This is a genomic window from Terrisporobacter mayombei (genome assembly GCF_020748465.1).
GTDB classification, from domain to species: domain Bacteria; phylum Bacillota; class Clostridia; order Peptostreptococcales; family Peptostreptococcaceae; genus Terrisporobacter; species Terrisporobacter mayombei.
The window spans coordinates 405,776-420,965 of sequence record NZ_JAHZMP010000003.1; the positions used below are offsets into that span (position 1 = coordinate 405,776).

General features: G+C 28.9%; 14 protein-coding genes. 2 read left to right on the top strand and 12 right to left on the bottom strand.

Annotated features, from left to right (window positions below; all coding sequences use genetic code 11):
- Positions 1 to 88: 88 nt before the first annotated feature.
- From pepF to K0039_RS12690, 5 genes are all read right to left on the bottom strand, one after another.
- Positions 89 to 1,867, bottom strand: coding sequence for an oligoendopeptidase F (pepF, locus tag K0039_RS12670; protein WP_228105436.1), 1,779 nt, complete (start codon positions 1,865 to 1,867; stop codon positions 89 to 91).
- 95 nt (positions 1,868 to 1,962) lie between these two features.
- The gene (locus tag K0039_RS12675; RefSeq protein WP_228105437.1) at positions 1,963 to 2,634 is read right to left on the bottom strand and encodes an MgtC/SapB family protein; all 672 of its coding nucleotides are present in this window, start codon (positions 2,632 to 2,634) and stop codon (positions 1,963 to 1,965) included.
- Positions 2,635 to 2,729: 95 nt separating this feature from the next.
- Positions 2,730 to 3,575 (bottom strand): mechanosensitive ion channel family protein, encoded by an 846-nt coding sequence (locus tag K0039_RS12680; RefSeq protein WP_228105438.1) that lies wholly within the window; start codon positions 3,573 to 3,575, stop codon positions 2,730 to 2,732.
- A 114-nt stretch (positions 3,576 to 3,689) separates the two neighbouring features.
- The gene (locus K0039_RS12685; RefSeq protein WP_018591818.1) at positions 3,690 to 3,860 is read right to left on the bottom strand and encodes an aspartyl-phosphate phosphatase Spo0E family protein; all 171 of its coding nucleotides are present in this window, start codon (positions 3,858 to 3,860) and stop codon (positions 3,690 to 3,692) included.
- Positions 3,861 to 3,899: 39 nt separating this feature from the next.
- On the bottom strand, positions 3,900 to 4,427 hold the full coding sequence (locus K0039_RS12690) for a Gx transporter family protein (protein WP_228105439.1): 528 nt from the start codon (positions 4,425 to 4,427) through the stop codon (positions 3,900 to 3,902).
- A gap of 182 nt (positions 4,428 to 4,609) precedes the next feature.
- Here K0039_RS12690 and K0039_RS12695 point away from each other — a divergent pair, with 182 nt between their 5' ends.
- Both K0039_RS12695 and feoB read left to right on the top strand, forming a co-directional pair.
- Positions 4,610 to 4,843 (top strand): FeoA family protein, encoded by a 234-nt coding sequence (locus tag K0039_RS12695; RefSeq protein ID WP_228105622.1) that lies wholly within the window; start codon positions 4,610 to 4,612, stop codon positions 4,841 to 4,843.
- Positions 4,844 to 6,769: a ferrous iron transport protein B gene (feoB, locus tag K0039_RS12700; RefSeq protein WP_228105440.1), complete on the top strand. Its 1,926-nt coding sequence runs from the start codon at positions 4,844 to 4,846 to the stop codon at positions 6,767 to 6,769.
- A gap of 47 nt (positions 6,770 to 6,816) precedes the next feature.
- Here the strand turns inward: feoB and K0039_RS12705 are convergent, their stop codons facing one another.
- From K0039_RS12705 to K0039_RS12735, 7 genes are all read right to left on the bottom strand, one after another.
- Positions 6,817 to 7,659, bottom strand: a complete 843-nt coding sequence (locus K0039_RS12705) for a TylF/MycF/NovP-related O-methyltransferase (RefSeq protein WP_228105441.1) — start codon at positions 7,657 to 7,659, stop codon at positions 6,817 to 6,819.
- 63 nt (positions 7,660 to 7,722) lie between these two features.
- The gene (locus tag K0039_RS12710) at positions 7,723 to 8,211 is read right to left on the bottom strand and encodes a flavodoxin family protein (protein ID WP_228105442.1); all 489 of its coding nucleotides are present in this window, start codon (positions 8,209 to 8,211) and stop codon (positions 7,723 to 7,725) included.
- 157 nt (positions 8,212 to 8,368) lie between these two features.
- A complete protein-coding gene (gene htrA, locus K0039_RS12715) occupies positions 8,369 to 9,457 on the bottom strand; it encodes a serine protease HtrA (protein WP_228105443.1) in 1,089 nt (362 codons plus the stop codon).
- Positions 9,458 to 9,608: 151 nt separating this feature from the next.
- A complete protein-coding gene (locus K0039_RS12720) occupies positions 9,609 to 10,955 on the bottom strand; it encodes a glucose-6-phosphate isomerase (RefSeq protein WP_228105444.1) in 1,347 nt (448 codons plus the stop codon).
- Between the two features lie 183 nt (positions 10,956 to 11,138).
- Entirely contained in the window at positions 11,139 to 12,761 is a 1,623-nt protein-coding gene (locus K0039_RS12725) for a Na/Pi cotransporter family protein (protein WP_228105445.1), read from the bottom strand.
- Positions 12,762 to 12,919: 158 nt separating this feature from the next.
- Positions 12,920 to 14,521: an NAD(P)/FAD-dependent oxidoreductase gene (locus K0039_RS12730; protein ID WP_228105446.1), complete on the bottom strand. Its 1,602-nt coding sequence runs from the start codon at positions 14,519 to 14,521 to the stop codon at positions 12,920 to 12,922.
- 160 nt (positions 14,522 to 14,681) lie between these two features.
- Positions 14,682 to 15,059 (bottom strand): hypothetical protein, encoded by a 378-nt coding sequence (locus tag K0039_RS12735; RefSeq protein WP_228105447.1) that lies wholly within the window; start codon positions 15,057 to 15,059, stop codon positions 14,682 to 14,684.
- Between the last annotated feature and the right edge of the window lie 131 nt (positions 15,060 to 15,190).

Consider the following 15,190-nt stretch of genomic DNA (forward strand, 5'->3'; position numbering starts at 1 on the left):
CCCCAATATATTTATCTTAAATCTATTTCAATAAATAAGGAGCTATTTATACATATATTTAATGAAAATAGCTCCTTATTTATTAATATTATAGCTCTTTTTCTAATTCGTCTACTAAGTCTTTAAACACATGTAATGCCTTGTCAACAGATTCTTTCTTCTCCATGTCTACACCAGCTTTTCTTAGTTGGTTTAATGGGAAGTCTGAACCACCACTATTTAGGAATTCTTTGTATCTTGCTACTGCACTTTCACCTTCTTCAAGTATTTGTTTGCTTAAAGTAGAAGCTGCAGAGAATCCTGTAGCATATTTATATACATAGAAGTTACTAAAGAAATGAGGTATTCTAGCCCATTCTAATCCTATTTCTTCATTTACTTCACAAGATTCACCGTAATATTGTTTATTTAAATCATAATAAATATTTGTGAATTCCTCTGATGTTAAAGGTTCTCCACCTTCAACTTTTCCATGACATATTTTTTCAAACTCAGCAAACATTGTTTGTCTATATACAGTTGTTCTAAATTGTTCTAAGTAGTAGTTTAATAGGTATACTCTTTCTTCTTTTGATTTTGCATTTTTTAATAAGTAGTTGATTAATAATAATTCATTTAAAGTTGATGCCACTTCTGCTACGAATATTTTATATCCTGAATATAAGTATGGTTGATTATTTTTTGAATAATAACTATGCATTGAGTGACCCATTTCATGTATTAAAGTAAATAACGAATTTAAATCATCTTTATAGCTAAGTAGTATATATGATTTAGAGTCGTAGCTACCCCAAGAATAAGCTCCACCTTGCTTTCCTTCATTTCCATATACATCTATCCAACCTTCAGCAAATGCTGTTTTCACATTTTCTAAGTATTCTTCACCTAAAGGTTTTAAAGCTTCTAATATAATTTCTTGCGCTTTTTCATAAGGTATTTTCATATCAAAGTTTTCAGTTAATGGCACATATAAATCATACATATTTATTTTATCTAATCCTAAGAATTTCTTTTTAAGATCAGTATATTTATTTAATGAATCTAAATTTTCATGTACTGCAGATATTAAATTATTATAAACTTCCACACTAACATCGTCTTGGAATAGCGAGCCTTGTAACGCTGATTCGTATTTTCTAGTTTTAGCATAGAATATTTCACTTTTTATTCCACCATACAAAGTAGATGCAAAAGTATTTTTGTATTGACCATAAACAGAATACATTGCATCAAATGCATCTTTTCTTACTCTTTGGTCTTTGCTTTTTAAGAATAAACTAAAATTTGCATGAGTTACTCTAACTTTTTCTCCCTTTTCATCCTCTATTTCTGGGAATTGTAAATCAGCAAAAGATAACATATCATATATATTTTCTGGAACACCTGATAAGTCAGATACTGCTGCTAGTAATTCCTCTTCCCTTTCATTTAAAGTATGTGGTTTTAATCTTAATATTTCATCCACATGCTTTTTATAGTAAGACATTTTTTCACTTTTTAAGTAGTTTTCAAGCTTTTCACTATCCATTGCTATTATTTCTGGCACCATATAAGATGTAGCCATTGATAATTCTGTAGATAGCATATCTGTTTTAGTAGCATTTCCTTGATTTTTATTTATTCTAGTATCTTCATGACTTTTCATATGAGTGTACACATATAAATTTTGAAGTATTCTAGAGGCTTGTTCTGATATATTTAATGCATTGTATAAATTCTCTTCACTATCAGCTAAAGTTCCTTTGTATTTTTTAGCTTCCTCAATTAGTTCTTTTAATTTTTGTATATCTTTCTCCATAGCTTCTTCGTTTGGATACATTTCATCTATAGCCCATTTGAACTTATTTTCTACTGCACTTCTCTCCATTGTTTTCACTCCTTAGTAAATTATTTATCTAATAAACAATTTATTAGATTGCTTTATTTTATTATTTCCAAAAAAGAATACTCCTCTACTTAAAATCACTTTACATATTCCATATTTATTACATGGTTAATATTCTTTAATTGTATAATTAGTTCATCTAATATTAATCTTCTATCATATTCAATTAAAAATACAATTTCCCATATGGTATCTGATTTAGTTATTATTTGAAAATTTTTAATAGCTATCTCAGAAGCTTTGATAGTATTGAATATGGTAGATGTCACATCTAAACATGTTATAGTTGCTTTCAATACCGTTTGACTTCTTTTAGATATTACTTTGTCAAAATTTTTCAATACGTATAATGTTGACATTACTAATATCCATGCTGTAATTCCAAGTACGTATTGGCCATATCCTATAGCTATACCAATACAGGCTGTAGTCCATATCCCTGCTGCAGTTGTTAGTCCCCTTATTCCATTAGAGTTTTTTAATATAGCTCCTGCACCTAAAAAACCTATTCCTGACAATACTTGTGCCGGTAACCTGGCTGGATCCATCGTACTAATTCCACTATACTTAGTAAACAAATCTAGAGCTATAATAGATGTAATACATGATCCAATAGATACTAAAATATGTGTCCTAAAACCAGCAAACTGATTTGATTTTTCTCTTTCATAGCCTGTAAAACCGCCTACTATCACTGCTAATAGGAGTTTTATGATGATTTCCTGATTTTTTAATATTATGTCCCCCATTTTGTCCCCCTTAGAATCATATATTAATATTGTATAAGTGTTATATATACCTATTAGTATAGTATATGTTTTTATTCTTCATTTGCAATTATGATTTATAATTCTTCATTTATATTATCTTCATTTGATAAGATATTTATATTTGTTGGATATCCTATCTTAATATTATTCTTCTTAAATACAATTAAAACTTGTAACTTAGCTTCCCTTAATATGGCGAAATATTTTTCTGAAGTAACAACGCCTGTAATTGTATACTTTGCACCTATAGATATTTTTTCTATATCTGTTATTCCATATACTTTAAATCCTAAGTAACTTGATGGTCTTAATTTTACAAGATAATCTTTATACTTTTCATTCATTATATTGCATACTTCTTGCAGAGACTCCAAAACTTTCATAGGATCCTCCTCATAAGAAACTCTAACATGAACGATAACTCTCATTACATCCTTACTATAGTTTCTTATACTGTTAATATTACCATTTGGTATTGTAATTCTTTTTAAATCCCAATCTCTAAGACTTACACTTCTTATACCAACTTCCTCCACATTACCTTTAAACTCTTCATTTATTACAATAAAATCTCCTACATGAATTTGCTTTTCAAATAGAATGAAAAATCCATTAAATATATCTTTTAATATACTTTGAGAAGCTACACCAGCTACAATCCCAACTATACTTGCTCCAGTAACTATTGATCCAAAAGCAGTTGCATCAACAATTTCAAATTCTCTAAGGATTAATATTACACTTAAGCAAAACATTATATAGTATGACACAGAGCACAATACACTACAAAGAGTATCTTCGTATCTCTCATCAAACTTTGTAATTTTAAATAAGTTCTTTAATAAAAATTGTATAATTTTTAACAAAATACAAGCGATTATTATGATAACCATGCTACGAATTAATTTTGAAACAAACATCTAATCACCTTTAAATTATAATAAACTCAAAAATAAAATTTGCTTTAATATTTATATTTTAGTATACTCATAATTCCTATTTAAAATCACAAAATTTGTACGAAAAAACCCACATTACTGTGGGTCGCTTGCTTGTTTTATATATTCATTTATTAACATATCTATTTTCTTACTTGACTCAACTAGTTCATCCCTAAAGATTTCAGGATATTCTATATACGTATTTATTAATTCCCTTACTTCCTCAATTTCCTTCTTCAGCGCTTCTAATTCACTTTTATCCATAAAAACCACCACTATCAACATGTATTTTATTTAATTTTATCAAAAATTGTTATTCTTTGTCAACAATTTCACGGAAAATTTTGTCAATTTTGGGCAACAATACTTTGATACTAATCCTACAAACATCCCTGTAACTAAAGATGCTATAAGCATAAATGGTAAATACCCTACCATATTAATATTTTGTACTATTATACTCGCTACTAATAATTGTCCTATATTATGTCCTATTGCACCTATAATACTCACTCCTACAATAGAAAAACCTTTTATTTTACTAGATAAATACATACCTATTAAACTTAGATATGCTCCCCCTATACTAAATAATAAGTATGAAATAGGTCCAGCAAAAATAGAAGATAATATAATTCTAACAGTTAGTATTATACAAGTATCTTTTAAACCTAAAATTATCAATGATATAAGCGTTATTATATTTGATAAACCTAGCTTAGCTCCTGGAAAAATAGCTATTAATGGGTTAGGTATATAAGTTTCAAATATATATAATACTAAGCTATATGCAACCATCAAACCTAAAAAAGTCATCTTTTTAGTCTTCATTAATTTTCATCTCCATTTTTCAACCTACTACTATAATACAATATATAGTTGAAAACCTCTATATTTTAAATTTTTTTATATGACTTTTAAAAATATAATATTAAAATTATGATTATATTGACATTTGAACTAAATATAGTTATAATTTAATTGATAATGAAACTCATTAGGAGGTGTTAATGATGACTGTTTACGACTTAAAAGTTGGCCAAAGCGGCACAATTAATAATATAGATGGTGATGAAAAATTAGCAAAAAGACTTCTTGCTTTAGGATGTATTGCTAATACTGAAATAGAAATAAAGAAAATTGCTCCATTAGGAGATCCAATAATAGTAAATTTTAGAGGACTTAACTTAGCTTTAAGAAAATCTGATGCTAAAAGTATTTACTTAAAAGACAGCGAGGTGATTTAGTTGATTAACGTAGCTTTATTCGGTAACCCTAACGTTGGTAAGACTACTGTTTTTAACTTATTAACAGGTTCTAACCAATATGTTGGTAACTGGCCTGGGGTAACAATTGAAAAAAAGGAAGGCTATTTAGATGATAATATAAAAATAGTAGATTTACCTGGTATATATGCCATGGATACTTTCTCTAACGAGGAAAAAGTGTCTAAAGATTTTTTAGAACAAGGGAATGTTGATGTAATAGTAAATGTGGTGGATGCTTCTAATCTTGACAGAAACTTATACCTTACTACTCAGCTTATGAAATATAATAAACCAATCGTTATTTTACTTAATATGGTTGATTTAGCTGAGTCTAAAGGAATAAAACTAGATTATGATAAATTAGCTAAAAACCTTAACGTTACTATTCTTCCTATAGTGGCAAAGAAGAAAACTGGTTTAGAAAATATTAAATCTGTAATTGAAAATGCTTCAAAATCTAGAGTTAATCACTCTGTAAATTTTGGAGATGAAACTGAAACTTATAAAAAAATAGAAGAAATTATATCTGATGCAACTATAGTTCCTTCGATTAAGAAAAAATCAATAAGTGATCGTATAGATGATGTTGTTCTTAATCCTATACTTGCTTATCCAATTTTCATAGGAATTTTACTTTTATTATTTAAGTTTACTTTTGATTGGGTAGGTGGGCCTTTACAAGAATGGTTTGGAGGAGCAATAGAAGCCTATGTAATGACTCCAGTTGACGGTATGTTAGCTAATTCAAGTTTATGGTTTAAATCACTTATAGTTGACGGTGTACTTGGCGGTGTAGCTGGTACTTTACCTTTCTTCCCGTTGATTTTCACTTTATTCTTAGGAATATCATTATTTGAAGATAGTGGATATATGTCAAGAGCCGCATTTTTAATGGATAAAATAATGTATAGAGTTGGTTTATCTGGTAAAGCGTTCATACCTATGGTCATGGGACTTGGATGTTCATCTCCAGCAATAATGGCAACTAGAACTTTGGAAAGTGAAAAAGATAGAAAGATAACAGCATTAATTTCTCCACTTATGACTTGTGGTGCTAAATTACCTATATATGCTTTATTCGTATCTATCTTCTTCCCAAAACATAAAGCTTTAGTTACTACATCTTTATATATATTAGGTGTAGTTGTAGCAATATTAGTTGCCTTAGTATTAAATAAAACGGTATACAAAACTCAAGCAGAACCTTTTGTTCTTGAGTTACCAGAATATAGAGTTCCTACTTTATCAGCTTTATTAAAAAATACTTGGAGCAAATCTAAAGGATTTTTAATAAGAGTTATTACTGTAATGTTTGCCATGTCAGTAGTTATATGGTTCTTATCATCATTTAACTTACATGGATTTACTGAAAATATTAACCATAGTTTCTTAGCTTCATTTGGTAAGTTACTGGCTCCATTATTTGCTCCTTTAGGATTTACAGACTGGAGAATTTCAGTTTCTATACTTACAGGGCTTGGCGCTAAAGAAATAGTTGTAAATACAATGTCAGTTTTATTTGGTAGTAACTTAGCTCAAGTTTTACCTACTGTATTCACTGGAGTTACAGCACTTTCATTCTTAGCATTCTCTGCACTATATACTCCATGTATAGCAGCTCTTGCCACTATGAGAAAAGAATACGGAAATAAAATGATGATGATATCTTTATCTTATCAATTTATACTAGCTTGGGTAGCTGCTTTATTAGTAAATGTAATCGGAAATCTTATACTTGGAAATAATGCATCTATCGAATATATTGTTGGTGGTGCAATCGTATTAGCTGCAGCATTTATCCTATTTAGAATGTTTAAAAATAAATCAAATAATAAGGGCGGTTGTAGTGGTTGTTCTTCTTGCCCATCAAGTGGTTCTTGCCATGCAAAAGCTACAAATGAATAATAAATAAAAAATTGCTATATCTATTAAGATATAGCAATTTTTATTAGCTATTTTATTAACACTGCTGAACCATGTATATCGCATAATGGCGCAATAAAAATATTATTCTCCCTACAATATTCTTTTACCGCATCTTTTACCCCAGGAAGTCGACTACTATTGTAATCATGTACTATAATCATTCCACCTTTAACAAGCTTTGGATAAAATATTTTCAACCCTTCATAAGTCGGTTTATATAAATCGGTATCTAAGCTAACAAAACAAAAACTTGGCAAATCTTCTTTTATACTTTCAGGAAAATGTCCTTTTATAAACACTGCTTGTTCTTGATATGGAAGCTTATCCTTCACCAACTCCACATTAGTATCTGAGAAATCTCCTTCTTTGGTTTTTGAATATCCCTGACTTCTTTCTATATCAATATCATCACTATAAAATCCTCCAAAAGTATCAAAGAGGTATAGTTTTCTATTTGGAAATAATTTATTTATTTCTGATGCAAATTTACCTTTATATACACCTAGCTCAGCAACCTCCCCATCTAACTTTTGTTCATTTATTTCTGATGCTATTAATCTTAATGATGCCAACCTTATATCAAGATATTGTTTAAAATCATTAATATCAAATACTATTCCTTCATAGTTTAATAATTCTAATTGAAGTTGAATTTCTTCAGCTGATTCTTTATTTAGAACTGCAATAACAATAATATCCGGCATAATTTTTACAGATTCTTTAGCCGAATATATTCTTTTATTATTTTTGTATTTTCCGCACAAGTTTGGATTATTATCTATAAATCCTAATAGTTCAAAATCTCCACTTATCCAATTTGATATCATATTCCCAGCTTGACCTGACCCAAATATCATTATCTTATTCATAATACTCTCCCATTTTCATTTTTCTTTTTGTAAATAAACAATCTTTATCTTATCTATTAATATTTAATTATTCAAATATACATTGTTTAACCAGGTATCAACTTTTTCTGATACTTCTTCTTTATTCTCTTTTAAAGGATCATTAAAATCTATTTGCCCTTTAAAATTATTCTTTGGAATAGATTCTTTTATATTCTTATAGAACTTATCTGCTCCACCGCCTCCATGGCAAGCAAATAAGTATATATTTTTATCATATATACGTTCTTGGTTTAAAAAAGTATTGTAAGGAGGTGCGTAAGTACCAACCCATATAGGTGTCCCAATAAAAATATTTTCGTAATTGTCTATATTTATTTCATATGATGAAAGTTCTGGTTTTTCTTTAAATAGTACGCTTCTTCCTCCCCAAAAATATTTTTTAAATCCTGAATTATGATACTTTTTCTTTGGTTTTAGTTCCAATATGTCTGAATTAGTTTTTTCAGCTATAATATCTGCTATTAATTTTGTATTACCTTCTAATGAATAAAAAACTACAAGATTTTTCATATATTTTTCATCTTCTTTCTTTTTGTACTTATATATAAATAGTAATAATTTAATCTCTAAATCTCAATATAAATTAAATTTATATATTGTGAAATTTATTATGTGTTAAAAAAATAGTGAGGATAATAATCCCCACCATTTTTACTAATATTTGTCGTTAAAAGCTTACGTTTAATTTTACCTCTTTACCATCTCTATTCACTACTAATTTTGTCTTGTCACCACTCTTATATTCATATAGACGTTTAGTTAAGTCTGACATACTTGTTAATTTTGTGTCCCCTAATTTGACTATTATATCTCCTGCTTTAACTCCTGCTTTTTTAGCTGGAGAATTATCAACTACTTCTCCAACAAATACACCTTCGTCAGTAGCTACTTGTTGTCCTTGAGACTGAGCATAAGCTGCATAAGTTGATGCATCATATCCTTTTATACCTAGTGTTACTTTTTTATAACTTCCGTCTTTAATTACTGATTGTATTATTTCTTTTGCTTGATTAATTGGAATAGCAAATCCTAAACTTTCACCTTCAGATGTTTTAGCTGTATTTATTCCTATAACTTGGCCACTTTCGTTTAATAATGGTCCACCACTATTACCAGAGTTTATACTTGCATCTGTTTGAATAAGCCCTGTCATAGTAGCTTGTTCAGTTTTTATAGTTCTATCTAGCCCACTTATTATACCTTGTGTAACTGTTCTTTGTAACTCTAATCCAAGTGGATTACCTATAGCTATTGCTATATCACCTATTGAAACTTTATCACTATCTCCAAGTTCTGCTGGAGTAAGACCAGTTTTATTTACTTTTACTACAGCTAAATCTAATTGTGAGTCATGCCAAACTACATTACCATCAACACTTGAACCATCGTTGAATAGTACATTTACTTTTTTAGCTTCTCCATCAGAAATAACATGAGAGTTTGTAAGAATGTATCCATTTGAATCTACTACTATACCTGTTCCCACGCCTTCCGATTCAGTTGGAATAGAAAACATATTATTTGAACTCATAACAGTTGTAGTAATACCTACTACAGATGGCATTGCCTTTTCTGTTACTGCCTGATATACATTTGTGCTTTTTCCTTTGCTATTTATACTTATACTTTGTGATGAAGATGGTCCAGATGATGCACTTAAATTATTTTTCAATAATACTACTGTTAAAAACGAGCTAAGTACTGAGCATATTACAGCTACAACTACTACTAATCCTATCCCTTTTTTTCTTGCCATTTTTTCTCCTCCTAACAAAATAAACTTATCATTATTTTTTTATATTATTAATGTTTATAATCTTTTCTAAAAAAAAGAAATCATCAAATTCGATATAAATCTCTTATGATGATTTCATTATAATATTTTATTCTTAATTAAACCTTAATTTTTAAAGTCTTTTTTCTAATTCTTTTTTTTCTTTTTCAAATCCTGGTTTACCTAATAAAGCAAACATATTCTTTTTGTATGCTTCAACACCCGGTTGATTAAATGGATTTACTCCTAATAGATATCCACTTATTCCACAAGCTTTTTCGAAGAAATATACTAAGTATCCAAAGTTATACTCATTTAATGTTGGTATATCTATTATTAAATTTGGAACTTGACCATCAGTATGAGCAAGTAAAGTACCTTGGAATGCTTTTTCATTTACAAAATCCATAGTTTTCTCACTTAAGTAGTTAAGTCCATCTAAATCTTTTTCTTCTGATTTTAATTCAACTACTTTTCTTGGTTTCTCCACATTTAAAACTGTTTCAAATAATATTCTCTTACCATCTTGAACATATTGTCCCATTGAGTGTAAGTCAGTTGAAAAATCTACTGAAGCTGGGAATATACCTTTTTGATCTTTCCCTTCACTTTCTCCGTATAATTGTTTCCACCATTCACTTACAAAGTGTAAGTTTGGTTCATAGTTTACTAGTAACTCTATGTCTTTACCTTTTCTATGTAATATATTTCTTACAGCTGCATATTGGTAGCAATCATTTTCTTCTAAGTTAGATGTAGAATATTTTATACGAGCATCGTTAGCTCCTTGCATCATTTCATCTATGTCAAATCCTGCTGCAGCTATTGGTAATAGTCCAACTGCTGTTAATACAGAAAATCTTCCCCCAACATCATCTGGTATTACAAAAGTTTCATATCCCTCTTCATCAGAAACTTGTTTTAATGCACCTTTTTTAGCATCTGTAGTTGCATATATTCTTTTTGCTGCCTCTTCTTTACCATATTTGTTTTCTAAGAACTCTTTTAAAACTCTAAAAGCTATAGCTGGCTCAGTAGTAGTTCCTGATTTAGATATAACATTTAATGATACATCTTTGTCCTTAATTATTTCAATTAAGTCCATTAAATAAGTTGAACTTATATTGTTCCCTGCAAAATATACTTCTGGAGCTTTTCTATCATCTTTGCTTAAGCTATTTCTGAATGAGTGACCTAAACATTCTATTGCAGCTCTAGCTCCTAAATATGAACCACCAATTCCTATTACTACTAGTGCATCTGAATCTGATTGTATCTTTTGAGCTGCTTTTTTTATTCTTGCAAACTCTTCTTTATCATAATTATTAGGAAGGTCTATCCACCCTAAAAAATCCTTTCCTGGACCAGTTTTTTCATGAAGCATTTCATGTGCAACATCAACATAAGGTTGTAATGTATCAACTTCTTCCTTAGCAAAAAAATCTAAGGCTTTACTATAATTAAATTTAATTTTGTTCATAATTCTACTCCCTTTTTTATAATATTTATACCATAAAATTATATCATAAAACCAATTTGCCTTCTTGTTAAAAAATTGTTTAGTTTATATTATTTTTTTATTACATCAATTAATATTTGCATTTTTATAAAAAATATAAAAAGCTTTAGAAATAAATATTATCTCTAAAGCTTTATATGTTATCTATTTTTCATTTACACTTTGTGCTATAACTTGTTGAGCTATATTAACAGCGTGGTCTGAAACTCTTTCTAAGTTAGCTATTACTTCTAAATAAATAATACCATTGTCTATACTACACATATTATTATTTAATCTTCTCATATGATTTATTCTACATGATTTTTCCATAATATCTACTTGTTCTTCCATTTTGATTACTTTACAAGCAAGATCTACATCTGAAGTTCTCATAGACTCTAATGCATAAGTATATGTTGATAAGACTTTATTGTACATATCGTTCAACTCATTTCTTGCATGATCTGAGAATGTAACGTCATTAGTTATACTATTTTGAGCTAATTCCGCTATATTTTCAGCATGATCTCCTATTCTTTCTATATCATTAACTGTATTAAATAATGAATCTATTACTTCCCTTGACTCTTCATTTAAAGGTGCTTTTGATAATTTAAGCAAGTAATTTAATATCATTTTTTGTAATTCATTTATTCTTTTTTCTTTTCTTAAAGTGCTAGATATATCTTTTTCTGATTTTTCCAATACACCTCTCATGGCGCAATCTAAACTTTGCTTAGACTTTTCACCCATTCTTAATGTTTCTTTTTCAACATTCACTAATGCTATTGAAGGTGTTTCAATCATTCTATCATCTATAAATTTAACGACTTTTACATCATCATCTTCTGTATGATTATCTGGTACTAATTTAGTAGCTAATTTTATTATAACTTTGTTAAATGGTAATAAAATTAAAGTTGATGCTATATTAAATATTGTATGAACATTGGCAATTTGTCTTGCAACATTATTTGGATCCATATAAGTTACTGCAGTAACAACTAATTTATTTAAGAATATTAAGAATATTACCGTTCCAAGTATATTAAATATTAAATGTATAAGGGCTGCTCTTTTTGCACTTATGCTTGCACCTATACTTGATAATAAAGATGTAACACAAGTACCTATATTTTGGCCATATAATATTGGTAGTGCACTATTAAGTGGTATTAGCCCTTGTGAAGCTAAAACAACTAACATACCCATTGAAGCACTTGAACTTTGTATTATTGCTGTTATTCCAAACCCTAATAATAATCCTAAGATTGGATGTTTACCAAAAGTAAGTAATGCGTTAGTAAATCCTGTATACTCCGATAATGGTTTAACTGCTTCTTTCATAAAGTCCATACCTGTAAATAGAATACCAAATCCTATTAAAACTTCTGCTATATGCTTAGTTCTTGGCTTTCCACCGAATAAATAAAGAATAATACCTATTCCTAAAGCTACAGGAGCTAGTCCATTCATATCTATAGATACTAATTGAGCTGTAACTGTTGTACCTATGTTTGCACCCATAATTACTCCTACTGCTTGTGGTAATGTCATTATACCAGCATTGACAAAACCAACTACCATTACCGTAGTAGCACTTGATGACTGGATTACAGCTGTTACTAATGTCCCAACAAGGACTCCCATAAATATATTACTAGTTAGAAGTTCTATAATCTTTTTAAGCTTACTTCCAGCTGCTTTTTCTAGGGCTTCTCCCATAAGATTCATCCCAAATAGGAATAGTCCTAATCCACCCATAATACCTATGATTATTTCCAAATTTTATTCCTCCTTAGTTACATTCGTTCATTGATTATTATATTTTGCTTCTAATCTTAAAAAATTTTTTACTATTATGTATTTATGATTTAATGCATAAACATTATATCATAAATCTTTGTTAATTTTTTTTATCAATTCCCTCATAATTGTTAAAATTATTTAACAATAGGGCAATAATTTCCAATTATTTTTTCTGCGCATTTTATCCCATCAACAGCAGCTGTAACTATTCCTCCTGCGTAACCTGCACCTTCACCGCAAGGATATAAATTTTTAGTACTTACTGATTGCAATGTTTCTTCATCTCTAACTATCCTAACTGGTGCTGATGATCTTGTCTCCACACCTGTTAATACTGCATCATGCATAGCAAATCCATTTAGTTTTTTATCAAGAGATACTAAAGCTTCTTTCATAGTTGATGTTACAAACTCCGGCAAGCATTCCCTTAAATCAGTACCTGTTACACCTGGTTTATATGAAGGTTCAACCTTTCCTATATCTGTTGTTATCTTATCATTTAAGAAATCTCCAACTAACTGCATTGGTGCATTATAATTATTTCCACCTAATTCATAGGCAAGTTTTTCATATTTTCTTTGGAATTCAATGCCTGCCAAAGGATGAGTACTTCCAAAGTCTTCTGGCGTAACATTAACTAAGAAAGCACTATTTGCATTGGCTTTATCTCTAGCATGTTCACTCATACCATTTGTTACTACTTCAAATTCATTTGATGCAGAGGCTATTACAGTCCCTCCTGGACACATACAGAATGAATATGCAGTTCTTCCATTAGATGTATGCTCAATTAATCTATAATCCGCTGCTCCAAGTCTTGGATGGTCATAGAATTCTTTGTATTGAGATTTATTTATTAATACTTGTGGATGTTCTATCCTTGCTCCAATGGCAAATGGTTTTTGAATTATTTTTACACCTTTGCTATATAACATTTCGTAAGAATCTCTTGCACTATGACCTACAGCAAAAATCACATGGTCACATTCTATTCTTTCTTCATTATTTACTATTACAGCTTTTATACTATCATTTTCTACTTCTATATTTGTAACTTGAGTATTGAATCTTACTTCTCCACCTAATCTTTTTATTTCTTCTCTTATATTCTTTACCACATTTTTAAGTATGTCAGTTCCCACATGAGGTTTATGAGAATACAATATTTCATCAGGCGACCCAAAGTTTACAAGTTCTTCTAGAACCTTTCTACATCTTATATCTTTTATTCTTGTTGTAAGTTTACCATCAGAGAATGTTCCCGCTCCACCTTCTCCAAATTGTACATTTGAATTATTTTTAAAAACTCTACTATTCCAAAAGTTATTAATATCTTTTGTCCTCTCATCCACATCTAATCCTCTTTCAAGTAATAGTGGATTGTATCCTCTTTGTGCCAAAAGTAAAGATGCAAATAAACCTGCTGGACCACTTCCAACAACAACTGGTCTATGATTTATTTTATTACTTCCATGTTTAACATCTATATAGCTAGGTTGTTTTACTTCAACCGCATCCCTTAGGCCCTTTTTTAATAGTTTTTGTTCATCTTTAAGTTCCACATCTACAGTATATACAAAATCTATTTTTCCCTTTTTTCTTGCATCTATAGACTCCTTAAAAATATGATATTTTATCAACTCATTTTCTTTTATTTTTAATTTATTCAGTACTAACTTTAGTATTTTTGATTTATCATCATTAATACTAATTTTTATATTCGATACTCTTAACATTTTTTTCTCCTTATCTTAATTGTTTATTTTACCTTACCTATTATGTTTACCACTAAAAAAATAATCTTACTCTCATTACTCAAAAAAAATCAAAAGCTAGGAGTTTTCCAAAGCCTTTGATTTTTAAAAATTATTATTTATTTTTAGCTATTAGATACTATTAGTCTCTTTTAGTAATAAGACCTCTTATAACTTTCATATTATTAAATACCTTTTCTAAGAAATCTTCAGCTTCATCATTATCTAATAATGTTATTTCCAGCTGATCTCCCTCTGGTATATTTTTCATTTCACAGTATTTCTTTGCTGTATCTAATAATTCATCTTTCTTTTCTGAAGATAAATCAAAGTCTTTATAGTCAATTATTATGTATTGTTTTACTTTTTGTTCTTTACCTTCATTGTATCCTATTTCTATATGATAAATTACAGCATATAAGTTGCTAGGACTTTCCTCACCATTATATACAGGCACTGCTGGATTTGATTTTATATAGTTAGTTGATACTGCAATTCCATTTCCTAAACTAAGACTCATATTTTTACCTCTTTCTCTATTATATATGTATTATTTTATCACCTTTTAGATATATTAAAACCTTTTTTTCATAACTTTTTATATTTTAAATACAAAAATACTATTAAATGTAAAATTTAATAGTATTTTTA